The sequence below is a fragment of the Mesorhizobium sp. M0052 genome (assembly GCF_040323255.1).
In the GTDB taxonomy this organism is placed as follows: Bacteria; Pseudomonadota; Alphaproteobacteria; order Rhizobiales; family Rhizobiaceae; genus Mesorhizobium.
The window spans coordinates 174,352-196,993 of sequence record NZ_JAMYUS010000004.1; the positions used below are offsets into that span (position 1 = coordinate 174,352).

Annotated in this window: 23 protein-coding genes; 7 read left to right on the plus strand and 16 right to left on the minus strand. The window is 63.2% G+C overall.

Annotated features, from left to right (window positions below):
- The first annotated feature begins 51 nt into the window (after positions 1 to 51).
- The 3 genes from rpsO (at position 52) to NKJ77_RS06685 (ending at position 3,950) form a co-directional block, all read left to right on the plus strand.
- Positions 52 to 426 carry a 30S ribosomal protein S15 gene (gene rpsO, locus NKJ77_RS06675; RefSeq protein WP_280790898.1) on the plus strand — a complete coding sequence of 125 codons (375 nt, stop codon included), beginning with the start codon at positions 52 to 54 and terminating at the stop codon, positions 424 to 426.
- Positions 427 to 703: 277 nt separating this feature from the next.
- The gene (gene pnp, locus NKJ77_RS06680) at positions 704 to 2,851 is read left to right on the plus strand and encodes a polyribonucleotide nucleotidyltransferase (protein ID WP_352534622.1); all 2,148 of its coding nucleotides are present in this window, start codon (positions 704 to 706) and stop codon (positions 2,849 to 2,851) included.
- Between the two features lie 85 nt (positions 2,852 to 2,936).
- On the plus strand, positions 2,937 to 3,950 hold the full coding sequence (locus tag NKJ77_RS06685) for a class I SAM-dependent methyltransferase (protein ID WP_352534624.1): 1,014 nt from the start codon (positions 2,937 to 2,939) through the stop codon (positions 3,948 to 3,950).
- A 16-nt stretch (positions 3,951 to 3,966) separates the two neighbouring features.
- Here the strand turns inward: NKJ77_RS06685 and NKJ77_RS06690 are convergent, their stop codons facing one another.
- From NKJ77_RS06690 to fabA, 4 genes are all read right to left on the minus strand, one after another.
- The gene (locus NKJ77_RS06690; RefSeq protein ID WP_023831945.1) at positions 3,967 to 5,520 is read right to left on the minus strand and encodes a putative bifunctional diguanylate cyclase/phosphodiesterase; all 1,554 of its coding nucleotides are present in this window, start codon (positions 5,518 to 5,520) and stop codon (positions 3,967 to 3,969) included.
- Between the two features lie 184 nt (positions 5,521 to 5,704).
- The gene (gene fabI / locus NKJ77_RS06695; protein ID WP_023669564.1) at positions 5,705 to 6,517 is read right to left on the minus strand and encodes an enoyl-ACP reductase FabI; all 813 of its coding nucleotides are present in this window, start codon (positions 6,515 to 6,517) and stop codon (positions 5,705 to 5,707) included.
- A gap of 33 nt (positions 6,518 to 6,550) precedes the next feature.
- Positions 6,551 to 7,771, minus strand: coding sequence for a beta-ketoacyl-ACP synthase I (gene fabB / locus NKJ77_RS06700; protein ID WP_352534626.1), 1,221 nt, complete (start codon positions 7,769 to 7,771; stop codon positions 6,551 to 6,553).
- Positions 7,772 to 7,893: 122 nt separating this feature from the next.
- Positions 7,894 to 8,409: a 3-hydroxyacyl-[acyl-carrier-protein] dehydratase FabA gene (gene fabA / locus NKJ77_RS06705; protein ID WP_023669566.1), complete on the minus strand. Its 516-nt coding sequence runs from the start codon at positions 8,407 to 8,409 to the stop codon at positions 7,894 to 7,896.
- Between the two features lie 341 nt (positions 8,410 to 8,750).
- Here fabA and irrA point away from each other — a divergent pair, with 341 nt between their 5' ends.
- Both irrA and NKJ77_RS06715 read left to right on the plus strand, forming a co-directional pair.
- Positions 8,751 to 9,182, plus strand: a complete 432-nt coding sequence (irrA, locus tag NKJ77_RS06710) for an iron response transcriptional regulator IrrA (protein WP_023688734.1) — start codon at positions 8,751 to 8,753, stop codon at positions 9,180 to 9,182.
- Positions 9,183 to 9,192: 10 nt separating this feature from the next.
- On the plus strand, positions 9,193 to 9,552 hold the full coding sequence (locus NKJ77_RS06715; RefSeq protein WP_352534628.1) for a DUF4260 domain-containing protein: 360 nt from the start codon (positions 9,193 to 9,195) through the stop codon (positions 9,550 to 9,552).
- A gap of 13 nt (positions 9,553 to 9,565) precedes the next feature.
- On the opposite strand, the gene NKJ77_RS06720 is transcribed toward NKJ77_RS06715, so the two are convergent.
- Positions 9,566 to 10,123, minus strand: a complete 558-nt coding sequence (locus tag NKJ77_RS06720) for an SH3 domain-containing protein (RefSeq protein WP_023703477.1) — start codon at positions 10,121 to 10,123, stop codon at positions 9,566 to 9,568.
- A gap of 157 nt (positions 10,124 to 10,280) precedes the next feature.
- On the opposite strand from NKJ77_RS06720, the gene NKJ77_RS06725 reads away from it, so the two are divergent.
- Positions 10,281 to 11,282, plus strand: a complete 1,002-nt coding sequence (locus NKJ77_RS06725; protein ID WP_023669570.1) for a 2-hydroxyacid dehydrogenase — start codon at positions 10,281 to 10,283, stop codon at positions 11,280 to 11,282.
- Between the two features lie 12 nt (positions 11,283 to 11,294).
- Here NKJ77_RS06725 and NKJ77_RS06730 read toward each other — a convergent pair whose 3' ends face one another.
- From NKJ77_RS06730 to dnaN, 6 genes are read right to left on the minus strand one after another with little or no spacing between them, the layout of a single operon-like run.
- Positions 11,295 to 11,708 carry an aconitase X swivel domain-containing protein gene (locus NKJ77_RS06730; protein WP_023669571.1) on the minus strand — a complete coding sequence of 138 codons (414 nt, stop codon included), beginning with the start codon at positions 11,706 to 11,708 and terminating at the stop codon, positions 11,295 to 11,297.
- Positions 11,705 to 12,958 carry an aconitase X gene (locus NKJ77_RS06735; protein WP_352534630.1) on the minus strand — a complete coding sequence of 418 codons (1,254 nt, stop codon included), beginning with the start codon at positions 12,956 to 12,958 and terminating at the stop codon, positions 11,705 to 11,707. The genes NKJ77_RS06730 and NKJ77_RS06735 overlap by 4 nt, the downstream gene beginning before the upstream one ends.
- The gene (locus NKJ77_RS06740) at positions 12,955 to 13,443 is read right to left on the minus strand and encodes a GNAT family N-acetyltransferase (RefSeq protein WP_352534632.1); all 489 of its coding nucleotides are present in this window, start codon (positions 13,441 to 13,443) and stop codon (positions 12,955 to 12,957) included. Before NKJ77_RS06740 ends, NKJ77_RS06735 begins: the two co-directional genes overlap by 4 nt.
- 4 nt (positions 13,444 to 13,447) lie before the next feature.
- Positions 13,448 to 14,203 (minus strand): molybdopterin-synthase adenylyltransferase MoeB, encoded by a 756-nt coding sequence (locus NKJ77_RS06745; protein ID WP_352534634.1) that lies wholly within the window; start codon positions 14,201 to 14,203, stop codon positions 13,448 to 13,450.
- A gap of 31 nt (positions 14,204 to 14,234) precedes the next feature.
- Positions 14,235 to 15,380: a DNA replication/repair protein RecF gene (gene recF / locus NKJ77_RS06750; protein ID WP_023669574.1), complete on the minus strand. Its 1,146-nt coding sequence runs from the start codon at positions 15,378 to 15,380 to the stop codon at positions 14,235 to 14,237.
- Positions 15,381 to 15,438: 58 nt separating this feature from the next.
- The gene (gene dnaN, locus NKJ77_RS06755) at positions 15,439 to 16,557 is read right to left on the minus strand and encodes a DNA polymerase III subunit beta (RefSeq protein ID WP_023669575.1); all 1,119 of its coding nucleotides are present in this window, start codon (positions 16,555 to 16,557) and stop codon (positions 15,439 to 15,441) included.
- Here dnaN and NKJ77_RS06760 point away from each other — a divergent pair.
- Positions 16,556 to 16,831 carry a hypothetical protein gene (locus NKJ77_RS06760; protein WP_352534636.1) on the plus strand — a complete coding sequence of 92 codons (276 nt, stop codon included), beginning with the start codon at positions 16,556 to 16,558 and terminating at the stop codon, positions 16,829 to 16,831. The two genes, dnaN and NKJ77_RS06760, sit on opposite strands and share 2 nt — an antisense overlap.
- A 27-nt stretch (positions 16,832 to 16,858) precedes the next feature.
- Here NKJ77_RS06760 and dnaA read toward each other — a convergent pair whose 3' ends face one another.
- From dnaA to NKJ77_RS06785, 5 genes are all read right to left on the minus strand, one after another.
- Entirely contained in the window at positions 16,859 to 18,403 is a 1,545-nt protein-coding gene (gene dnaA / locus NKJ77_RS06765) for a chromosomal replication initiator protein DnaA (RefSeq protein WP_352534638.1), read from the minus strand.
- An 847-nt stretch (positions 18,404 to 19,250) separates the two neighbouring features.
- Positions 19,251 to 19,517 (minus strand): 30S ribosomal protein S20, encoded by a 267-nt coding sequence (gene rpsT, locus NKJ77_RS06770; RefSeq protein ID WP_023681995.1) that lies wholly within the window; start codon positions 19,515 to 19,517, stop codon positions 19,251 to 19,253.
- Between the two features lie 159 nt (positions 19,518 to 19,676).
- On the minus strand, positions 19,677 to 20,450 hold the full coding sequence (locus NKJ77_RS06775) for an enoyl-CoA hydratase (protein ID WP_023831947.1): 774 nt from the start codon (positions 20,448 to 20,450) through the stop codon (positions 19,677 to 19,679).
- A gap of 40 nt (positions 20,451 to 20,490) precedes the next feature.
- Positions 20,491 to 21,381: a bifunctional DNA-formamidopyrimidine glycosylase/DNA-(apurinic or apyrimidinic site) lyase gene (gene mutM / locus NKJ77_RS06780; RefSeq protein ID WP_023831948.1), complete on the minus strand. Its 891-nt coding sequence runs from the start codon at positions 21,379 to 21,381 to the stop codon at positions 20,491 to 20,493.
- On the minus strand, positions 21,374 to 22,612 hold the full coding sequence (locus NKJ77_RS06785; RefSeq protein WP_023831949.1) for a phosphopentomutase: 1,239 nt from the start codon (positions 22,610 to 22,612) through the stop codon (positions 21,374 to 21,376). The genes mutM and NKJ77_RS06785 overlap by 8 nt, the downstream gene beginning before the upstream one ends.
- Between the last annotated feature and the right edge of the window lie 30 nt (positions 22,613 to 22,642).

Here is a 22,642-nt window from a genome sequence, read left to right on the forward strand (position 1 = left end):
CGACGAGCCGGCTTTATGAATGGGCTGGTGTTTTCCAGGGAATTGCCTTATATGCGCCGCAGCATCGCGCCATGTCGCTTTGCTTGCACCGGCCCCTGCTGGACGACATCCCGGCTGAGGGCGACCCGTTTCCTCAAACAGATAAGGAAAAACACGATGTCGATTACTGCCGAGCGCAAACAGGAATTGATGGGTGAATTCGCAACCGCCAAGGGCGATACCGGGTCTCCGGAAGTCCAGGTGGCCATCCTTTCCGAGCGCATCAAGAACCTGACCGACCACTTCAAGGACCACAAGAAGGATAACCATTCCCGCCGTGGTCTGCTCGCTCTCGTCTCCCAGCGCCGCAGCCTGCTTGATTATCTCAAGCGCAAGGATGACGCGCGCTATCAGACGTTGATCGAGAAGCTCGGTCTGCGCCGTTGACGAATTGACCGGCGGGCTTTCGAAGGAGAGCCCGCCGGTCGCGCATTCTGCCAGTCGCATCGATTGGCCAGACCCGGTTTCGAGCGTGCAGAGGCCACTCGAAACCGCCCATGGACGGTCATGGGGCAGGATTGCAGGACGCTCGTGCGCTAACCAGCGCCGAATCTACCCGAGCTTCCCGTTGTCTTGCCCGTGGCTGCCCGAGAAAGGAAGCCAGGGAAAGGGCATCCGCGCACCGTGAAACGGCGCGGCCCTTTCCGCTTACTAAGGACAAGATATGTTCAACTACCACAAAGTGGAAATCGAATGGGGCGGCCGTCCGCTCATCCTGGAAACCGGCAAGATCGCACGTCAGGCTGACGGCGCGGTGCTTGCGACCTATGGCGAAACCAAGGTTCTCGCCACCGTCGTTTCGATGAAGGAGCCGAAGCCAGGCCTCGATTTCTTCCCGCTGACCGTCAACTACCAGGAAAAGACCTACGCCGCCGGCAAGATCCCGGGCGGCTACTTCAAGCGCGAGGGACGTCCGAGCGAAAAGGAAACGCTGGTTTCCCGCCTGATCGACCGCCCGATCCGCCCGCTCTTCGCCGACGGCTACAAGAACGACACCCAGATCGTCGTCACCGTCGTCCAGCATGACCTCGAGAACGATCCCGATATCCTGTCGATCGTCGCCACCTCGGCCGCTTTGACGCTGTCGGGCGTTCCCTTCATGGGCCCGATCGGCGGCGCTCGCGTCGGCTACATCAACGGCGAATACGTGCTCAACCCGCATGTCGACGAGATGCAGGAATCCAGGCTCGACCTCATTGTCGCCGGCACCGCCGACGCCGTGCTGATGGTCGAGTCCGAAGCCAAGGAACTCGGCGAAGAGCTGATGCTCGGCGCCGTCGTGTTCGGCCACAGGGGCTTCCAGCCGGTGATCGACGCCATCATCAAGCTGGCCGAAGTTGCCGCCAAGGAGCCGCGCGATTTCACAGCGCCGGACTACTCCGCGCTTGAAGCCGAAATGCTGAAGATCGTCGGCGACGAGCTCAGCAATGCCTACAAGAACGTCGATAAGCAGAAGCGTTACGCCGCCGTCGACGCAGTCAAGGCGAAGGTCAAGGCAGCGTTCGCTCCGGCCGAAGGCGAAGACGCCAAGTACACCTCCGAGCAGATCGGTTCGGTGTTCAAGGAACTCCAGGCCAAGGTCGTGCGCTGGAACATTCTCGACACCGGTTCGCGCATCGATGGCCGTGACCTCAAGACTGTCCGCAAGATCGTCTCGGAAGTCGGCGTCCTGCCGCGCACGCACGGTTCGGCGCTGTTCACCCGCGGCGAGACCCAGGCGCTGGTCGTTGCCACGCTGGGCACCGGCGAGGACGAGCAGTATGTCGATTCGCTGACCGGTATGTACAAGGAGAAGTTCCTCCTTCACTACAACTTCCCTCCCTACTCCGTCGGCGAGACCGGCCGCATGGGTTCGCCGGGCCGCCGCGAAATCGGCCACGGCAAGCTCGCCTGGCGCGCCATCCGTCCGATGCTGCCGAGCGCGGACCAGTTCCCCTACACGCTGCGCGTCGTCTCGGAGATCACCGAGTCCAACGGTTCGTCGTCGATGGCCACCGTCTGCGGCACATCGCTGGCGCTGATGGATGCCGGCGTTCCGCTGGCCAAGCCGGTTGCTGGTATCGCGATGGGCCTGATCAAGGAAGGCGAGCGCTTCGCGGTTCTGTCCGACATCCTGGGTGACGAAGATCACCTCGGCGACATGGACTTCAAGGTTGCCGGTACCGAAGGCGGCATCACCTCGCTGCAGATGGACATCAAGATCGAGGGCATCACCGAGGAGATCATGAAGATCGCGCTGGACCAGGCCAAGGACGGCCGCCAGCATATCCTCAGCGAGATGGCGCATGCTCTGACCGGCGCCCGCCCCGAACTCGGTGAGTTCGCACCGCGCATCGAGGTTATGCACATCCCGACCGACAAGATCCGCGACGTGATCGGCTCCGGCGGCAAGGTTATCCGTGAGATCGTCGAGAAGACCGGCGCAAAGATCAACATCGAGGACGACGGCACGGTCAAGATCGCTTCGTCGAACGCCAAGGAGATCGAGGCGGCCAAGAAGTGGATCCATACCATCGTCGCCGAGCCGGAAGTCGGCGAAATCTACGAAGGCACGGTCGTCAAGACCGCCGACTTCGGCGCTTTCGTCAACTTCTTCGGTCCGCGTGACGGCCTCGTCCACATCTCGCAGCTTGCCAACGACCGGGTCGCCAAGACCTCGGACGTCGTCAAGGAAGGCGACAAGGTCTGGGTCAAGCTGATGGGCTTCGACGAGCGCGGCAAGGTCCGCCTGTCGATGAAGGTCGTCGACCAGGCCACCGGCAAGGAAATCGCCCGCGACAAGAAGGCCGAAGGCGAAGAAAACGCCGCCTGAGTGGTCTGACAATAGAGTTGAACGGGCGCGGCTTATGTCGCGCCCGTTTTCGTTTAATACCCGTCTACGACATGAGAATCGAAGAATGGCCGCTGAGCCGCTGAAGACACTGTTCCATCCCTTCGAGGCCGAGGGGCTCCCTCTGCCGCAAAAGGGCGAGCGTGTGTTGTTCCTGGGTGCGGAGCCCGGCTTCCGCTTGCCGGAAGGCTTCGAGGCAGAGCTCCATCTTGCACAGGGTTTCCGGCCGCATCTCCGAGCGCTGGAGCGTGCCGGTCACAAGGTAACGCCCCGCTCGGAAGGCGATGCATTCGATGCAGCGCTCGTGCTTGCCGGCCGCCATCGTGGGCTAAACGAGATGCGTATTGCCGAGGCGATCGAACGCGTCACGCCGGGCGGTCTGATCATTGTCGCCGGCGGTAAGGACGAAGGCATCGCCAGCCTGCGCAAGCGCATCGACGAGCTTGTCCCCATCGAAGGGCATCTGCCGAAATATCACGGCATCGCCTTCTGGCTTCGCCGTCCGGTCGATCTGGCGCCTGCGGAAAAACTGCGCGTCGCCAATCCTGCCTTGGTCGTAGAGGACCGCTTCCGCACTGCGCCGGGCATGTTCTCCTTCGACCGGATCGACGCCGGCTCGAAACTTCTGGTCGACAACCTGCCCAAAGACCTGCGCGGCAACATTGCTGATTTCTGCGCCGGCTGGGGTTATGTCGCCGCCGAGGTCGCGGCACGTTCATCCGGTATAACGGGGCTCGACCTTTACGAAGCGGATTTCGACGCGCTTGAGGCGTCCAAGGGCAATATCGGCCAGACAGGCTTCGAGCCCGGCTTCTTTTGGACCGATCTGCTGAGCGAGCCGGTCGAGCGGCGCTATGATGCCATCGTCATGAACCCGCCCTTCCATCGCAGCCGGGCGGCCGAGCCGGAAATCGGCGCCGGCATGATCCAGGCGGCGGGCAAGGCGCTGAAGCCGGGCGGGCGGCTGTTCATGGTGGCGAACCGTCAGCTGCCTTACGAACCGGTTCTGAAGGCCGTCTTCTCCAGCCATGCCGAGCTCGGCCGCGACGGCATGTTCAAGATTTTCTCCGCGCGCCGATAGGACGGTGCCGGTCGCCTCAATGCATGCTGACGATGCGCGCCGGCTCGTGGACGGGAATGGTCGGTCTGATATCGCCAGGCTTGATCTTGAGCGGCGCCGGCCTGCCGAACAGATAGCCCTGCACCATCTCGCAACCAGCTGCTCGCAAAAGCGTCGCCTGGTTCTCGGTCTCGACGCCTTCGGCGATGATGCCGACGCCGAGCGCCCGCGACAGGCCGACGATGGTAGAGACGACGGCGCCCGAATTCGAATCGGTGTCGATGCGGCTGACGAAGGAGCGGTCGATCTTCAGCTTGCCGAAGGCGAAGTCGATCAGGTAGCTGAGATTGGAATAGCCGGTGCCGAAATCGTCGACGGCCACCGAAATGCCCATGTCGGCAAGCTGCTGCAGGATGGTGGCGGCGCGGTCGCGGTCCTGCATCATCGCCGTCTCGGTCACTTCGAGCTCCAGCCGCGACGGCTTGATGCCGGTGCTGGCCATCGTATCGCGCACGATGCCGACGAAATCCTTGGTCATGAACTGGACCGGCGAGATGTTGACGGCAACGAAGCAGTCCTCGGGCAAATGACGGGCATCGCTGCAGGCCTTGTTCAGCACCCAATTGCCGATCGGGTGGATCATGCCGGTCTCTTCGGCGATCGGAATGAATTCCATCGGCGGGATCATGCCGCGTTCCGGGTGCTTCCAGCGGATCAGCGCCTCGTAGCCGACGATACGGCCGGTCGGCAGGTCGAGCTGCGGCTGGTAGTGAAGGTCGAAATCGCCACGGACGAAGGCGATGTGCAGTTCGGATTCGATCCAGTGGCGGTAGTCGGCGACCTGGCCCATGTCGGAATGGAAGACCGACCAGTTGCCCACGCCGCCGGCGCGGGCATTCTGCAGCGCCAGGTTGGAGCGGCGCAGGATGAGGACCGGATCGACGCCATCCTTTGGCATCGCCACGATGCCGACCGACAGGCCGACCGACTGCAGGTGAGAATCGAGCTGGTACGGCTTCAGCATCTCCTCGATCATGGTTTCGACGGTGCTTTCCATGGACCTTTGGAGTTGGTGTTCCCAGACAAGGATAGCGAACTCGCCGGCGCCGATGCGCCCCATCACCGCGCCTTCGGGCATGCAGGCCTTCAACCGCTTGGTGAAGCCGCGGATCAGTTCGTCGCCATGGCTGTAGCCGATGGCGTCGTTGATCTGCTTGAAGCGGTCGATGTCGATGTCGATGAGGAACACCGGCTCACCGGTCCTGATCGTCGCGGACGCCGCGTCGGCAATCCTGCCGACCATCGCCGGCCGCGCAAAAAGCCCGGTCAGCTTGTCGAAATGGGTTTCGTTGAAAACGTAGTCCACCGATTCATCGACGCCGGCGAAGAAGGACAAGGCAGCACCGGCGGCGGCCAGCGCGCATAGCGCCGACGCGACGCCGATCATGGTTTCCGCCTGCATGCCGGCAAAGCCGTCCCCGAAACCATGCCGGAGGCCCCAAAGCCCAAGGATGAAACTGCCAAGGCCCGAACTGGCGACGGTGAGCAGCCGGAACACAGGTGTTCGCTTCGGGTTGCTGACAGCAGGCATTGCTCAGTCCCTGTCGCATGATCCCGAAATCAACTCGACTTTCGGGAAATATCAAGCGCAAATTCATAAAGGCTAAAGCATCCTTTGCGCCCAGCAAGAACGCGCAGAGCCCAAGCCCATAGGACTTCTAGCGGATATCTCCTTAAAATGAGTTTCCGCCGATGCATCTAATTTTACTGGTGAGTTAATCGCGTACGCTGTCGGTCTGCTTCAACTCATCCAGGGTTGGCATCGACACGATGTGATAGCCGGAATCCACATAATGGATTTCGCCGGTGACGCCTGACGAGAGGTCGGACAAAAGATAGAGCGCCGAGCCGCCGACCTCGTCGATGGTCACCGTGCGGCGCAGCGGCGAGTTGCGCTGCTGGTAGGAGTACATGTGGCGGGCGTCCGAGATTCCGGCGCCGGCCAAAGTACGCACCGGTCCCGCCGATATGCCGTTCACCCGGATGCCGCGCGGGCCATAATCGTTGGCGAGATAGCGCACGCTGGCTTCCAGCCCGGCCTTGGCGACGCCCATGACGTTGTAGTTCGGCATGACGCGGACAGAGCCGGCATAGGTCAGCGTGATCATCGCGCCGCCTTCGCTCATCAGCGGGGCGGCATGGCGGGCGACCTCGGTGAAGGAGTAGCAGGAGATGACCATGGTGCGGACGAAATTGTCGCGGCTGGTGTCGGCGTAGAGCCCTTTGAGCTCGTTCTTGTCGGAAAAGCCGATGGCGTGGACGACGAAGTCGAGCCCGCCCCATTCCTTGCCGAGCGTCTCGAAGGTGGCGGCGACCGATGCGCTGTCCTCGACGTCACAGGGCACCACCAGAGACGCGCCAAGCTTCTCGGCAAGCGGCTTGACGCGGCGCCCGAATGCGTCGCCCTGATAGGTGAAGGCAAGCTCCGCCCCGTGTTCGGACAATTTCCTGGCGATGCCCCAGGCGATCGAATGATCGTTGGCGACGCCCATGACAAGCCCGCGCTTGCCCTTCATCAGTCCGTCCATGGCCGGCAATCCCCCTACAATAAAACGCTGGCCTTATGCGGAATAGCGCTGGAAAATCAGCGTTGCGTTGGTGCCACCGAAGCCGAACGAGTTGGACAAAACCGTGTCGATCCTGGCGTCGTCGATGCGCTTGCGCACGATCGGCATGTCCTCGAATTCGGGATCGAGGTTTTCGATATGGGCGCTCTCGCCGATGAAGCCGCCTTGCATCATCAGGATCGAGTAGATCGATTCCTGTACGCCGGCGGCACCCAGCGAATGGCCGGTCAGCGACTTGGTCGAGGTGATGAACGGCATCGTGTCGCCGAACACCTCTCGGATGGCGCCCATTTCCCGGGAATCGCCGACCGGCGTCGAGGTGCCGTGGGTGTTGATGTAGTCGACCGGCGTGGACACCGTCGCCAGAGCCTGGCGCATGCAGCGCACCGCGCCTTCGCCCGACGGCGCCACCATGTCGTAACCGTCCGACGTCGCGCCATAGCCGACGATCTCAGCGTAGATCTTGGCGCCGCGCGCCTTGGCGTGTTCGAGCTCCTCCAGGATGAGGACGCCCGCGCCGCCCGCGATGACGAAGCCATCGCGATTGGCGTCATACGCGCGGGAAGCTGTCGGCGCACGATCGTTATACTTCGACGACATCGCCCCCATGGCATCGAACAGGTCCGACATCGTCCAGTCGAGGTCCTCATGGCCGCCGGCAAACATCACATCCTGCTTGCCCCACTGGATCAGTTCGTAGGCGTTGCCGATGCAATGCGCCGAGGTCGAGCAGGCCGACGAGATCGAATAGTTGACGCCGTGGATCTTGAACCAGGTGGCGAGCGTCGCCGACGCGGTCGACGACATCGCCTTCGGCACCGCGAACGGACCGATGCGCTTGGGGCTGTTGTTCTTGAGCGTGGTCTCGGCCGCCTCGACGATGGTGCGGGTCGAGGGGCCGCCCGAGCCCATGACGATGCCGGTGCGCTCATTGGTGATGTCGCTTTCGCCAAGCCCGGCGTCGGCGATCGCCTGGTCCATCGCGACATGGTTCCAGGCCGCGCCCGGGCTCAGGAAGCGCATGGCGCGCCGGTCGATCATAGGGGTCGGGTCGAGCGTCGGCGCGCCCCAGACCTGGCAGCGGAAGCCGTGTTCGGCGAAGGAATCTGAGAAGCTGATGCCTGATTTGGCATCGTGGAGCGAGGATTGCACCTCGTTGGCGTTGTTGCCGATCGACGATACGATGCCGAGGCCTGTGACGACGACCCTTCTCATTCGCAACTCCTTCCAGCGGATGATCCCGAACCCTAGTCGGTTTTCACCGGCGATCATACGCAAAATCAAAATGCCGCAGCGGCGTTGCGTCTCGGAAGAACGCGCCGCTGCAGTGGCGCCGGTCAGGCGGCCGATTGCTTGGACAGCCCCACCTTGAGGTCTGTCGCAGCGTATATGGGTTCGCCGTCGGCCTTAAGCCAGCCATCGGCGATACCGAGCACCAGGCGTCCACGCATGACGCGCTTGAAATCGATGCCGTATTCCACCTTCTTGACCGAAGGCGTCACCATGCCCTTGAACTTGACCTCGCCGGTCGACAGCGCCATGCCCTTGCCCGGCTCGCCGAGCCAGCCGAGGTAAAAACCCGTTAATTGCCACATGGCGTCAAGGCCCAGGCACCCCGGCATGATCGGATTGCCGATGAAATGGCAGGCGAAGAACCACAGGTCCGGTTTGATGTCGAATTCGGCACGGATGAAGCCCTTGTCGTGGGCGCCGCCGGTCTCGCTGATCTCGGTGATGCGGTCGAACATCAGCATGGGCGGGTAGGGCAACTGGGCGTTGCCGGGCCCGAACAGCTCACCGCGGGCGCAGGCGAGCAATTCCTCATAACCGTAGCTGGATTTCGAACCCGCCATATGTCTCGTCCCCATAATGTCCTGGGCGGTGGGCGCCCTTGTCGTTGGTTTCCTAACACAATCCCTTTCGGGCCGGAAACCGGCGTTTGCGTTAACCCGCCCGTCTGCCCGGGTCAATGCGCGCTCTCGCATCGGCCGAAATCGATTTCGATTTCCGGAAAGCACCATGCGATCCCAAAACAGCGATAGAGCGCACTTAGTGCGTCCAACTGGACGCACGTCGCTCTATTGATCGTATTCGGCCAACAGAATATATGTCTGGAGGTATCCAGTTTCGGCGAATGACGTTTTTTCGCCACTCGGGCGTGTCTTGAGGCAGAACTATGGGCTTGGACGGATAGATGGATCTGGGCTGCCGGAAGGAAAATGTCGCTGTGGACAAGCGGGTTCGCGAAGCCGGCCTCAGGCCGACACGCCAACGCATTGCGCTGGCCGATCTGCTGTTTGCCAAGGGCGACCGCCACCTTTCGGCCGAGGAACTGCATGAAGAGGCGGTCGCCGCCGGCGTGCCGGTCTCGCTCGCCACCGTCTACAACGCGCTTCACCAGTTCACCCAGGCCGGCCTGCTGCGCATCCTGGCGGTCGAGGGGTCCAAGACCTATTTCGACACCAACACCTCCGATCACCATCATTTTTACATCGAAGGCGAAAACAGGATCTTCGATATAGAAAGCGGTCCGGTGACCGTCTCCAACCTGCCGGAGCCACCCGCAGGCATGGAGATCGCCAATGTCGACATCGTGGTGAGGCTGCGCCCGAAACGCAGCGTTTAAGCCCCAACCCGTGAAACCTGTCGATTTTGCAATCCGGCTCGAGTGGGTTGCGGTCGCGGTCGTGGCTATAGTCGCCTATGCCGCGTCAGGCGTTTCCTGGTGGCTGTTCGCCCTGCTTATCCTGGCGCCAGACCTGTCGATGCTGGGCTATCTCGCCCGGGCACGGATCGGCGCTGTCGCTTACAATGCCTTGCACATATTGATCGTCCCGCTGTTGCTGGCGCTCGCCGGATATGTTCTGGCCATTTCGACGGCGACCGCGATTGGTCTGATCTGGATCATCCACATCGCCGTCGACCGCGCGCTCGGCTACGGTCTCAAACTGTCGACCGGTTTTCAGGACACCCATCTCGGCCGTATCGGCCGTTAGGCCTCCAGCAATCTCAATTCTTGACGTGCTCGCCGGGATAGGCGCCCCACACCTGCGACTGGGCGATCCAGCCGGTGTGGCCGTCGAAGGTCATTTCGCACCACTGGCCATCGCAGGTTTTGATCGTGCCCGTAACGCCCGGCTCGATGATGGCGATGACGCTGGCGTCCTTGTCGGCATCGTCGAGCAGATTGATTCGGCCCCCCTTGGTGCGCTGCCAGGGGGCGACGATCGCGGTCCGGCGGCCCGACAGCAGCGACTGGTTGATCCAACCCTCCGAGCCATCGGCATCGCGCACGCGCCGCCAGGTATCGAATTCCTGGATGATCTCCATCGGCAGGCCGGCCTTTGTGTACATCCAGTCGACGGAATAGTTGGCGCCGGGCCCAACGCGCGAGTTGACGCGAGCCGATTTCAGGCTGACGAAACGCGGCAGCGGCAGGCCGCTCGGCCCGAGCGTGACCGTCTGCACAGGTGCGGCGGCACCTTGCGCCGCGGCTTGCGGGAAATGCAGGAGAGCGCCGAGAAGCGCTGCGCTGAGGATCAGGCGAAGCGACGCGAAACCAGACACTTTCATTCCTTTCGGCGCGTGCCCTTTGGTCCGGGCGCCCCTTTTTCTTTGTCTTCGGCGGCACCGCTTGTTACAGGAGTGGCAGGCACCGCGACCGGTATTCAGTTTCGCCTGTCTTGGTTAAAGAGGTCTCAACGAGATCGGGTTCGAGGAAACAATGGCAGGCAAAAAACGGCCTCTCGTCGTCATCACGCGCAAGCTGCCCGATCCGGTCGAGACCCGCATGCGCGAACTCTTCGACGCCAGGCTGAATGTCGAGGACCGCCCGATGACGCAGCCGGAGCTGGTCGCGGCGATCAAGGAAGCCGATGTGCTGGTGCCGACCATCACCGACCAGATCGATGCGGCGCTGATTGCCCAGGCCGGCGACAATCTCAAGCTGATCGCCAATTTCGGAAATGGCGTCGACAAGATCGATGTGGCGGCGGCGGCCAGGAAAGGCATTACCGTCACCAACACGCCGAACGTGCTGACCGAGGATACGGCCGACATGACCATGGCGCTGATGCTGGCCGGCCCGCGGCGGCTGGCCGAAGGCGCCAATGTGCTCACCAGCGACAAGAAATGGGCCGGTTGGTCGCCGACCTGGATGCTCGGCCGGCGCATCTGGGGCAAGCGCCTCGGCATTGTCGGCATGGGCCGCATCGGCACCGCTGTTGCCAGGCGCGCCAAGGCTTTCGGCCTGTCGATCCACTACCATAACCGCCATCGCGTGCTGCCGGCGGTCGAGGAAGGGCTTGAGGCGACCTACTGGGAAAGCCTCGACCAGATGCTTGCCCGCATGGACATCATCTCGGTCAATTGCCCGTCGACGCCGGCGACCTTTCATCTGCTTTCGGCGCGGCGCCTGGCTCTGCTTCAGCCCACCGCCTATGTGGTCAACACCGCGCGTGGCGACATCATCGACGAGGAAGCGCTGGTCAAGCTGATCCAGGACGGCAAGATCGCCGGCGCCGGCCTCGACGTCTACGAGCACGAACCGGCGCTGAACTCGAAACTGCTGAAGCTTGCCGCGAAGAACAAGGTCGTGCTTTTGCCGCATATGGGTTCGGCGACGATCGAGGGCCGCATCGACATGGGCGAGAAGGTGATCATCAACATCCGCGCCTTCTTCGACGGCCACCGGCCGCCGGACCGCGTGCTGCCGCTACGGACTTGAAGCGGGCCGCGTTCAGGATGCGGTTGTGAGGGCGCCATCCGCCGCGACACTCACACGCTTGCCGCGATAGGCCTCAAAATCGTCGCGCTCGAGCCTGAGCGCTACCGGCGTCGGCCAGCCCATTTCCCTGGCCACGATCAAGCCAAGCAGCAGGATCGCGTCCGGCTCGTGCAGCACGAGTGCCGTCGGCGCATGGCCATTGTGGACGAGTTCCATCAGCACGGCTGACGCTGAGGACGAGCCGATCGTGCCGGGCAGGAACAGCACACGCCCGGAAATGGTCTCGCCATGATGCGGGTGACGGACATCGGCGATGCGGCCGCTCTTCGGATCGACGCCACCCCAGAAGCTGATTGGCGCGGTCAGCACCAAGGCCAGCCCTTCGCCTCCGCTGCCCGGCACCAGTATGTCGGCTGCAGCATTCATGCGGCGATGTCCGTAAACCTGGGCTTACCGGCAACCGCGCTTTCCACGCAGTCGGCCAGCGAGCCGTAAAGCACGGCGTAACCGGTATTGCCCGGCGCGTAGTGCGCGAATTTTCCCGAATTGGTCATCAGCACGCCGCCGGCCAGATCCGGCAGGATCGGCGTCACCACCACGCAGGTGTCGGCGACGATGATGACGCCGCTGGCTTCGAGCATCTTGCGCTTGCCGTTCTGCTCCAGCCTGGTGAGCACGTGGCGGCCGGTGCAGGCGTAAATCGGCACGCTGAGCCGCCGCCCGCCAATCAGCCGCTCAAGTGCATCGAATTCGGCCAAGGACAGATGCGGACTGCCGATCGCCACGGCATCGATGGCGGTCTGCGTGGCTGCGGTGGACAGGCCGGCGCGGGCCTTCATGGCCATCTCCGGCGTTACGCGGATCATCGTTTCCGGCCTGCCGCCCACCAGGATGGCCTCGGCGTCGGGCGCTTCTGGCGTGACGCCGGCAATGTGGAACAGGCCGACGGCGCCCGACGATGCCGCCGCCGCGCCGAAGGCCTTCAGCGCATCCTCGCCGGGATGGCTGGATATGCCGGTGACGACGCCGACCGCATTGCCGACCTCACGGCCGTAGAGGTTGCCCAGCACCGGCCAGGCGATCTCCGAACCAAGGAACGAGGCGGAGAGGCCGGACACATCGAACGCCAATCGTGCCTGCCGGTTCTCGGGGCGATGCAGGCCGCAATCCGGCGCGCGGCCCGATATGGCGCAGGCGATGTCGAGGAAGTCGCCATAGCGGTTGGTGCGTGCCCCCAGCACCGAATTGCAGAACACCACCGCGTTCGATTCACCCCAGGCGACATCGCTGCCAAGCGCTGGCCTGTGGCCGGCCTGATAGGGCGCGCAGGTCCAGCTCTGCTCGCAGCCAAGTTTGCGGTAGGCCTCCATCATTCGTCGCGCCATGCCGCGCGCCGGCTCTTCGAGGCGCACGCGCGAGCAGCCCATCAGATCGAGCGCGCCGACATTGAGCGTCGAGCGCACCGCGACCCTGGCGCCGCCATCGACCAGCCTTTCGGCAAACAGCGTGCCGGAATCGCCGTGATAGAGCGCGCCGTCTATATGCGTCGAGGCGATCGGGATCAGTCGCGGCGCGCCGAGCAGCGCAGCGCTTTCGGCAACGATGCGCATCGCCATCGCCGCCCCGTCATGGCCGGAGGCGATTGTCTGCTCCTGTGCGCTGAGGGCGGGGCTCACGCGAACTCCTTGCGCATGGTCATCGAGGTCGGCCGGTCATAACCGTCATGCGCCGTGCGCGCGGTTTCGCGGAAGCCGAGACGCGCAAAGGTTGCGTGATTTGCCGTGAGCTCGACCCGCGTCTGCAGTTCGATGGCGGGTTTGTTGCGGTTGCGGGCAAGATCCTCGACAGCCTGCATCAATCGTCTGCCGATGCCTCGGCCCTGAAGCCCGAGTTCGACGGCGAGCTTGCCGACATAGAAATCATCGGGTCTCTCCAGCGCAAAAACGCAGCCTGCGATCTGGCCGCCCTGCAGAGCCATGAACACCGTTTCCCGCCCAGCCTTGTCCCTCAGGCTTTCGACGCTCAACAGATGCGCAGAGGAGGGCGGATCGATGACGCCGTCCATCGGCGCAAAGGAATGCATGATTAGGCTGAGCAGTTCATCCCAGCGCTCGAAATCGGAGGCGAGCTGCGTAACAAGGACGCTGGTGGACTGATCCATAAGCTCAGTTTCTCTTGTAGCGGATCGTGTCGAAGCGCGCCGACAGCGCATCGTAGAGCAGCAGCCGGCCGACCAGTGGTTCGCCGATGCCGGTGATCAGCTTGATGGCTTCCATCGCCTGCAGCGTGCCGACGACGCCGGTCAGCGCACCGACGACCCCGGCCACGGCGCAGGACGGCACCAGCCCCTCTGGCGGCGCTTCGGGAAAGAGGTCGCGATATCCAGGGTTCGGCTTGCCGTCGGCGCCGGTGCCGAACGGCATCAACACCGTCACTGAGCCGTCGAAGCGGCCGACGGCGGCATGCACGAGCGGCCGCTTTTCCGCCGCGCAGGCATCAGCCACCACATAGCGCGTCTCGAAATTGTCGGAGCCATCGACGACCACGTCGTAGCGCGTGACGAGGACGGCAGCATTGTCGGCCGTCAGCCTGAAATCGTGCAATTCCACCGCGACATGGGGATTGATCCGGGCGATCGCTGCTTTGGCGCTCTCGGTCTTCGCCGTGCCGACCGTATCGGTGGCGTGGATCACTTGCCGCTGCAGATTGGACAGCGAGACAATGTCGTCATCAACGATGCCAAGCGTGCCGACGCCCGCGGCAGCGAGATATTCCAGCACCGGCGCGCCGAGCCCGCCGGCGCCGATGACCAGTACCCGGGCCCGCTTCAGCCTCTGCTGGCCGGCGCCGCCGATCTCGGGCAGCACGATGTGGCGGGCATAGCGTTCGAGTTCTTCGTCGGTGAGGGCGGCAGGGGTCATTGCCCGACCATATAGCGGAGCAAAAACCTTGTCAGGTCTCTTCGGTTGGCCCAACCGTGCCGTGGTCGACGGTGAGGAACTGCGCGCGTCCCCTCAGGCTGGAAAACAGCGCGGCGTCGGTTCCGGTCATGAAGGCCTGGCAGTTCAGCTCCTCCAGGATCGAGAACAGCGCGGCGCGCCGGCCGGCATCGAGATGCGCGGCAATCTCGTCGAGCAACAGGATCGGCGTCATCGCCGACATCTCGCCGGTCAGCCTTGCGTGCGACAACACGATGCCGACCAGCAGCGCCTTCTGCTCTCCGGTCGAGCAGAGTTCGGCCGGCATCGCCTTGGGGCGGTGGCGCACCAGTAGATCCGAACGGTGCGGGCCGTCGAGCGTGCGTCCGGCGGCGCGGTCGCGCTCGCGGCCGTCGGCAAGGGCGTCGCGATAGCGTTGCTCGACATCCACAGCGGGTGCTGAGGCGACATGGCTCTCAAGGTCGCCGAAGAGGCTGATGTCGGCTTGCGGAAACGGCCCGCTGGACGGCAACCTGTCGATCATGGCGGCCAGCAGGCGCACCAGCTCGGCGCGCGCCGCGGCAATCGCCACGCCGGTTTCGACCATTTGCATCTCGATGGCGTCGAACCATGCGCCGTCTCGCGAACCTTCCGTAAGCAATCGGTTACGTCCGCGCATCGCCTTCTCATAGTCGAGCGCGCGCTGGCCGTGGCCGGGATCGATCGCAAGCACCAGCCTGTCGAGAAAGCGCCGCCGGTCCGCGGCAGGCCCCGGGAACAGGCCGTCCATGGCCGGCGTCAGCCAGACCACGCGCAGCCATTCCAGCATGGCGTCGGCCGACCGTGCCGGCGCGCCATTGATGCGCACCTTGCGACCGCCCTCGCCGGCCGCTTCACCCCCGGTGATGCCGGTGCCGATCTCGACCTGCCCCTCCGGCCCGTCGAGCCTTGCGTGCAGCGCAAAGCCGCCATCGCCGCCTTCGCGGGCCACGTCGACATAGGGCGCCCGGCGCAGGCCGCGGCCAGGCGTCAGCAGCGAGATGGCTTCCAGGAGATTGGTCTTGCCGGCGCCATTGTCGCCGGAAAACACCACCGCGCCGGGTGAAAAGCCGATCGACAACGCCGCATAATTGCGGAAATTCGTAAGTGTGAGCTTACTTATGTGATTTTGTTCCGGCAACCGCTATCCGCCTATAGAAGTCGCCGCAATCACTATGCTGCAGTGTGCCGCAGTGCGGCTACACCCGCATCGGCATCAGCACGTAGAGCGCGGTCTCATCGGCCATGTCGTGGATCAGCGTCGGCGAGCCGGCATCGGCCAGCATGAACTTGGCTTCCGTGCCGGTGAGTTGAGCAGCGACGTCGAGCAGATATTTGGCGTTGAAGCCAATCTCGATCGGGTCGGACGAATAGTCGGCCGCCAGTTCCTCGGTGGCGCTGCCCGAATCCGGATTGTTGACGGCAAGCGTCACCTGGCCTTCGGTGATCGAAAGCTTCACCGCGCGGCCGCGCTCGGAGGAAATGGTCGAGACGCGATCGACGGCGGCGGCGAAGCTCTGGCGGTCGATGATCAGCTTCTTGTCGTTGCCGGTCGGAATGACGCGCTGGTAGTCCGGGAAAGTGCCGTCGATCAGCTTCGAGGTCAGAACCACGCTGCCGATGGTGAAGCGGATCTTGGTGTCGGACAATTCGGTGGTCACCGCGACATCGGGATCGTCGACCAGCTTCTGCAACTCGCTGACCGTCTTGCGCGGAATGATGATGCCCGGCATGCCTTCGGACCCGGCCGGAGCGTCGATCTCGGCGCGCGCCAGGCGGTGGCCGTCGGTCGCCACCGAACGCAGCTTCAGCTTGCCGCCAGTTTCATGCGTGTGCAGGTAGATGCCGTTGAGATAGTAGCGCGTCTCTTCGGTGGATATGGCGAACTGGGTCTTTTCGATAAGGCCTCTCAGGGCGACGGAATCGAGCCGGAAGATGTGTGAGAAGGATCCCGCCGAAAGCTCCGGGAAATCGGACTGCGGCAGGCATTGCAGGCGAAAGCTCGAGCGGCCCGACGTTACCGTCATGGCGTTGCCGTCCTCGTCGGTCTTCAGCATCACTTCGGCGCCGTCGGCCAGCTTGCGCACGATGTCGTAGAGCAGGTGCGCCGGAACCGTCGTCGCCCCGCCGCGCTCGACCTTTGCCGGCGTCGCTTCGGTCACTTCGAGGTCGAGGTCGGTGGCTTTCATTTCAAGGCTGGCGCCCTCGGCGCTGAGCAGCACGTTCGACAGGATCGGTATGGTATTGCGCCGCTCGACCACGCGATGAACGTGGTTGAGCGACTTCAGGAGATTGGACCGTTCCAGGATAACACGCATGACGAAACAGGCTCGCTTGAATGAATGGACGGGTCACCAGTGGGCGGCGCCCCGCGAAAGGTCTGAACAGGCTCAGAATCTATGCAAACTGACAGGAAAAAGCCAGCAAACGCAAGTCCGGGCCACCGGTTCGCGCCGGTTAAGCGGGCTTTCTGGGGATAAAGCGGACGTTGGCCGGCAACCGATGCATGTCGCCGAAAACTGCGCAGCGATTTTGGGACAAAGACATGCATCAAAACAAGAAAATTTAAAGCGCGACGACCGAATACTCTAACCCGGCGCGCTCCGTTTGCCGCGCCGATCAGGCTTGGTCGTTGATCAGCCTGCGCAACAGTTCCAGTTCCTGCGCCAGCGTGTTGTCGACGCCGGAAAGGTCCTCGATCTTGCGCACCGCATGCAGCACCGTGGTGTGGTCGCGCCCGCCGAACCGCCGGCCGATCTCCGGCAGCGAGCGCGGCGTCAATACCTTCGACAGGTACATGGCGACCTGCCTGGGCTTCACGATGGTGCGCGTGCGCCGGTTGGACAGCAACTCGGTCTTCGACACATTGTAGTGGCGCGCCACGATGCGCTGGATGTCCTCGATGCGCACCCGCTTCGGCTCGCCAGAGCGATAGATGTGCCCCAGGATCTCGTCGATGCGGTCGATGGTGATCGCCGGCTCGAACGACTGACGAAACAGCAGTTGGTTGAACGCGCCCTCCAGCTCACGCCCGCTGCCGGTGACGGTACGGGCGACATGGTTGAGGATCTCCTCCGAAATATTGAGCGACGCATCGTCGACCTTGGCCGTGGCAAGCCGCAGCTTGAGCATGCCGATGCGCATGGCGAAGTCCGGCGCCGACATTTCCAGCGCGACACCGCCATTGAGGCGCGAGCGCACCCGCGGTTCCAGCGATTCCAGTTCCGACGGCGGCCTGTCGGCGGCAACCACCACTTGCTTGGCGCTGTCGAGCAGCATGTTGATGAGATGGCAGAATTCGTGCTGGATCGACTTGCCCTGCAGGAACTGCATGTCGTCGATGATCAAGAGGTCGATGTCGCGCAGCTGTTCCTTCAGCGTCAGCGCATTGTTGTCGCGGATCGCGGTGGCGAAGCGCCACATGAAATATTCGGCCGTCAGATAGACGACGCGCGATTTCGGGTTCTGTTTCAGGGATTCGGCCGCAATCGCCTGCAAAAGGTGCGTCTTGCCGAGCCCGACGGTTGCATGAAGGAACAGCGGGTTGAAGCGCACCGCGCTCGACTGCGATTCCGCCACGGCTTTGGCTGCGGCGAAAGCCACCCGGTTCGACGGGCCTTCGATGAAGGAGCCGAACGTGTAGCGCGGGTCGAGCGGCGACCCCAGCACATTGTGCCGGAATTCGCTCTCGATCGGCGTGCCGGGACGAGGGACGGGCGCCCGCTCCACCCTGCCGGGGCCGACCGTGCCGGCCGCCAATGCGGTCTGCGTATGCTTGGTCATCTTGCGCGCCGGCACGACCTCGGGTTCGACGCCATTGCGGGCAGGACGGGTCGCGGTGCGCACGACCATCTCGATCTTGAGGATTTCGGGATCCTCGTGCTTCCACAGATCGGCGATGAGATCGAGATAATGGCCATTGATCCACGAGCGCAGGAAGGCCGTGGGCACCGAGATGCGTACAATGCCCCGGGAAGCCTCAGCCACCTTCATACGGCCGAACCAACTCGAATAGACCTCGGTTCCCAGGCGCGCCTTCAACTGGGCCTTGACCCGGTCGAACTTCTGTTCCGCGTCGCTGGAAGCCGCCGTATCGTGCGCTCCGACCAATGTTCCGGGAAATGGCAGGTCGCCCGTAAGCTCCCGCTCGATGCCGCTCTGCATGATTGTGCGTCCCTTTTCCTTTGTACCTTTTTTCCGCCGGGAGTGCGCCTCCTGCACCCATGTTTCCAGCGACCGTATCTTCGCTACAACACCACCGCCGCCGCCGGCGGATGACGTTGCCTCGTCAGAATGGGATCGGTCCCGGCTGCTTAAGGCCAGTCCGTCTGACATGTTCGGGCAAAGCGGTGCTACCCGGCGAAAACGCCGGTGCGCCATCAAGCTGCCATGTACAATTACGCCAGTCCCCTATCGTATCGAAAAGGCAAGCCATACCCGTTCGCGGAATTGATCCACGTCATGAATTCTGCCACTGTTAGCTGGCCGATTCAGGCTGGGTTAAGGGCTAATGGCCCGTCCCTTTCGATAGATCGACATTACCGAAATCGCTGTGGATAGGGCAAGGCCACCTCTAACGGATTTTTAAGGAATCTGGTTAGTGAACAACGGTTCGGGCTCCGTGCTGGAAGCGCATATTTTGACAAAGCCATTGGGATTCAAACCCTTTTGCCGCGAATATGAAAATGGCTGTGCGGTTTGAAATTTTCTGAAATAATTCGCTTGACACCAACTTGCTGCCTATCGCCCACAGGCTATGTGAACAAGCTGTGGATCACTTCCAGCAAGCCACTGAAAAATATCAGCAATTTGTGACAGCCAAATTTATTGGCGTGGGCCGTTTCGGCGGATTGGAATATCAGTGGGAGTGTATGTGCCGGCAAAGGATTCCGGACTCTGGAATGCGGCTCGGGCGTGCTTTGCGGCCCTTCTTTTTAAGTGCTTGCCGGCAAACGAAAAAACCCGGCGCGATTGGCCGGGTTTGAAAGAACGACAGTTCAGGAACGGTCGATCAGGCCGACAGCACCTTGAGGCGGTGAGCCAGACGCGACACCTTGCGCGATGCCGTATTCTTATGGATCACGCCCTTGGTCGCGGCGCGCATCAATTCCGGCTCTGCGGTCTTGAAGGCTTCCAGCGCGGCTGCCTTGTCGCCGGCAGCCAGTGCCTCTTCGACCTGGCGGACATATGTACGCACGCGCGAGCGGCGGTTCTTGTTGATCGCTGCGCGGCGGGCGATCTTGCGCGTTGCCTTTTTGGCCGAGGAGGTATTGGCCATGATGCCTCTCTTCTGATCTGGTGGGCGCATGCGGGATGCCGCAGGGCGCAAAAAACAAACGGGCAGCCAACGGCCGCCTCGGTTGGAGCGGCTTATAGTTCAGCTTTTCCGGCGCGTCAACGCCGCTTTGGCTTCTTTTTGGTCCTCGCCGCCGCCACTCTAGCGATTGGTGAAATTCGGCTTCCGCTTCTCGGCAAAGGCTGCCATCCCTTCCTTCTGGTCGTCGAGCGCAAACAGCGAGTGGAACAGCCGGCGTTCGAAGCGCAGTCCCTCCGCCAGCGTCGTCTCGTAGGCGCGGTTGACTGCCTCCTTGGCCATCATCACCGATGGCAGTGAAAACTCTGATATCCTGGCCGCGGCCTTCATCGCCTCCTCGATCAACTCGCCGGCCGGCACGACGCGCGAGGCCAGGCCGCTGCGCTCGGCTTCGGCGGCATCCATCATCCGACCGGTCAGGCACATGTCCATGGCCTTCGACTTGCCGACAAAGCGGGTCAGCCGTTGCGACCCGCCCATGCCGGGAATGACGCCGAGCGTGATTTCGGGCTGGCCGAATTTCGCCGTGTCGGCGGCAATGATGAAATCGCACATCATCGCCAGTTCGCAGCCGCCGCCCAGTGCATAGCCGGCGACCGCCGCGATCATCGGCTTGCGCGCACGGGTAAACTCTTCCCAGCCGACGAAGAAATCCTGCACATAGGCCTCGGCGTAGGTGACGGCCTGCATTTCCTTGATGTCGGCGCCCGCCGCAAAAGCCTTCTCGGAACCGGTGATGACCATGGCGCCGATGCCGGGATCGGCGTCGAACCCCTTTGCCGCCGTCAGCAAATCCTCCAGCACCTGCGCGTTCAGCGCGTTGAGCGCCTTGGGCCGGTTCAGCGTGATCAGGCCGACCTTGCCGCGCGTCTCGACGATGATGGTTTCATAGCTCATGGGCTGGCCTCCTGGTTGCGGCACTGAAGGACCGTGCAGCTTACCGCTGGCAGGTCCGGCAATAAAAGGTCGAGCGGCCGCTTTGCACGATGCGCGCGATGTGGCCGCGACAGCCGGGCGTCGGACAGGGCTCGCCTTCGCGATCGTAGACTGCGAAGGAATGCTGGAAATAGCCCAACGATCCGTCTGTGTGCACATAGTCGCGCAGCGAAGACCCGCCGGCGGCGATCGCATCGGCGATCACCGAACGGATTGCCTCGGCCAGTCGTTCGCTTTGTTCCTTGGCCTTCTTGCCGGTCCCGGCGATGGTGCCTGCCTCGCGCAATGGCGAAAGGCCAGCGCGCCACAGCGCTTCCGACACATAGATATTGCCGAGCCCGGCAATCAGCTTCTGGTCGAGCAGCGCCGCCTTCAACGGCGATCTGCGGCCCTTCAGCAGAGAGGCGAGCAGGGCGCCTTCCAGCGCATTGCCGGTCGGCTCGACGCCCAGTCCCGCCAGCATCGGATGCGCCTCGGCCAGGCCTTCCGCAAACAGCATGAAGCCGAAGCGACGCGGGTCGTTGAAGACCACGCGAGACTGGACGCCGACAGGCGACACGACATGGAACACCACATGGTCGTGCTTGGCATTCTTCGAGCGCTCTTGATGGAACGTGCCGGGCGTCTCTTTGTCATCAGCGATCTCAATGCGGAACGAGCCCGACATGCCGAGATGGCAGATCAGCACCGGGCCATCGTCCAGGTGTATGGTGAGATATTTGGCGCGGCGGCCAAGCGCGATGACGGTCTTGCCGGTCAGCCGCTGCGCAAATTTCGCCGGAAACGGAAATCTGAGATCGGGCCGGCGCGCCTCGACGCGTACGATCCGAGCGCTTTCCAGAACCGGCTGCAGGCCGCGCCGGACGGTTTCGACCTCGGGCAGTTCAGGCATGGCCGCCTATCGCCGCATGGAAGGAAGCGCCGTGGCGGCCGCGCGCCAGCTTGAGGTGTTCGGCGACCGTCTCGCCGATATCGGCGAAGGTGGTCCTGAGCCCGATGTCGCCGCCCGTGAGACCCGGTGCGATGCCGATGACCGGGATGCGTTCGCGCGTGTGGTCGGTGCCACGCCATGTCGGATCGTTGCCATGGTCGGCGGTGAGGATGAGCAGATCGCCCGGCTTCAGCTTTGCCAGTGCCTCGGGCAGCCGGCGGTCGAAGGCTTCGAGCGCCGCAGCATAGCCGGCGACGTCGCGGCGATGGCCGAACTCGGTGTCGAAGTCGACGAAATTGGCGAACACCAGGTCGCCGTCGCCGGCATCGTCCATCGCGCCCAGCGCCTTGTCGAACATTGCCATGTTGCCGGGCGCCTTGCGTACTTCCGAGATACCGCGGTGGGCGAAGATGTCGCCGATCTTGCCGACCGCGATCACCCGGCTGCCGCGCCCGGTCAAGCGGGCGAGCAGCGTCGGCTCAGGCGGCGGCACGGCGTAGTCATGGCGGTTGTAGGTGCGCTCGAACGTGGCTGATGTTTCGCCCAGGAAAGGCCGTGCGATCACCCGTCCGATCTTCAGCGGGTCGACCAGCCGGCGTACCGTCTTGCAGAACTCGTAGAGCCGCTCCAGGCCGAAATGAACTTCGTGCGCTGCTATCTGCAGGACGGAATCGACCGAGGTGTAGCAGATCGGCTGGCCGGTGCGGATATGCTCCTCGCCGAAGCGCTCGATGATCTCGGTGCCGGGTGCATGGCAGTTGCCGAGAATGCCCGGGACCTTGCCCTCGCGGATCATCGCTTCGGTCAGTTCGGCAGGGAAGGCGGGCACCTTATCGGGGAAATAGCCCCAGTCGAACCGCACGGGCAGCCCGGCGATTTCCCAGTGACCCGACGGCGTATCCTTGCCGCTCGAAATCTCCTGCGCGGCGCCGTGGAAGGCGGAGGCTGAAACGGCGGCTTTGCTGTCGAATTGGAAGCCGGTTGCGGTTTCTGCTGCGCGGCCGAGACCGAGCGAAACCATGGTGGGCACCTTCAGCGGTCCCTCGCGCAGGCCCTCGCGATCGGCGCGGGCTTCCGCGCAGGCCAGCGCGATATGTCCCAATGTGTTCGAGCCGGCGTCGCCATAGCGTTCGGCATCGGCGGCGCCGCCAATGCCGAAAGAATCGAGAACGAAGAGGAAAGCGCGTGACATCGGTGCCGTCATTGCCAGTCTGGTTGACCA

Excerpts from the sequence above, each read along its gene's own strand:
- rpsO (WP_280790898.1), top strand. The coding sequence starts at position 52 with ATGCGCCGCAGCATCGCGCCATGTCGCTTTGCTTGCACCGGCCCCTGC.
- pnp (WP_352534622.1), top strand. The coding sequence starts at position 704 with ATGTTCAACTACCACAAAGTGGAAATCGAATGGGGCGGCCGTCCGCTC.
- NKJ77_RS06685 (WP_352534624.1), top strand. The coding sequence starts at position 2,937 with ATGGCCGCTGAGCCGCTGAAGACACTGTTCCATCCCTTCGAGGCCGAG.
- NKJ77_RS06690 (WP_023831945.1), bottom strand. The coding sequence starts at position 5,520 with ATGCCTGCTGTCAGCAACCCGAAGCGAACACCTGTGTTCCGGCTGCTC.
- fabI (WP_023669564.1), bottom strand. The coding sequence starts at position 6,517 with ATGGACGGACTGATGAAGGGCAAGCGCGGGCTTGTCATGGGCGTCGCC.
- fabB (WP_352534626.1), bottom strand. The coding sequence starts at position 7,771 with ATGAGAAGGGTCGTCGTCACAGGCCTCGGCATCGTATCGTCGATCGGC.
- fabA (WP_023669566.1), bottom strand. The coding sequence starts at position 8,409 with ATGGCGGGTTCGAAATCCAGCTACGGTTATGAGGAATTGCTCGCCTGC.
- irrA (WP_023688734.1), top strand. The coding sequence starts at position 8,751 with ATGGATCTGGGCTGCCGGAAGGAAAATGTCGCTGTGGACAAGCGGGTT.
- NKJ77_RS06725 (WP_023669570.1), top strand. The coding sequence starts at position 10,281 with ATGGCAGGCAAAAAACGGCCTCTCGTCGTCATCACGCGCAAGCTGCCC.
- NKJ77_RS06730 (WP_023669571.1), bottom strand. The coding sequence starts at position 11,708 with ATGAATGCTGCAGCCGACATACTGGTGCCGGGCAGCGGAGGCGAAGGG.
- NKJ77_RS06740 (WP_352534632.1), bottom strand. The coding sequence starts at position 13,443 with ATGGATCAGTCCACCAGCGTCCTTGTTACGCAGCTCGCCTCCGATTTC.
- NKJ77_RS06745 (WP_352534634.1), bottom strand. The coding sequence starts at position 14,203 with ATGACCCCTGCCGCCCTCACCGACGAAGAACTCGAACGCTATGCCCGC.
- NKJ77_RS06760 (WP_352534636.1), top strand. The coding sequence starts at position 16,556 with ATGACGAAACAGGCTCGCTTGAATGAATGGACGGGTCACCAGTGGGCG.
- dnaN (WP_023669575.1), bottom strand. The coding sequence starts at position 16,557 with ATGCGTGTTATCCTGGAACGGTCCAATCTCCTGAAGTCGCTCAACCAC.
- dnaA (WP_352534638.1), bottom strand. The coding sequence starts at position 18,403 with ATGCAGAGCGGCATCGAGCGGGAGCTTACGGGCGACCTGCCATTTCCC.
- rpsT (WP_023681995.1), bottom strand. The coding sequence starts at position 19,517 with ATGGCCAATACCTCCTCGGCCAAAAAGGCAACGCGCAAGATCGCCCGC.
- NKJ77_RS06775 (WP_023831947.1), bottom strand. The coding sequence starts at position 20,450 with ATGAGCTATGAAACCATCATCGTCGAGACGCGCGGCAAGGTCGGCCTG.
- mutM (WP_023831948.1), bottom strand. The coding sequence starts at position 21,381 with ATGCCTGAACTGCCCGAGGTCGAAACCGTCCGGCGCGGCCTGCAGCCG.
- NKJ77_RS06785 (WP_023831949.1), bottom strand. The coding sequence starts at position 22,612 with ATGTCACGCGCTTTCCTCTTCGTTCTCGATTCTTTCGGCATTGGCGGC.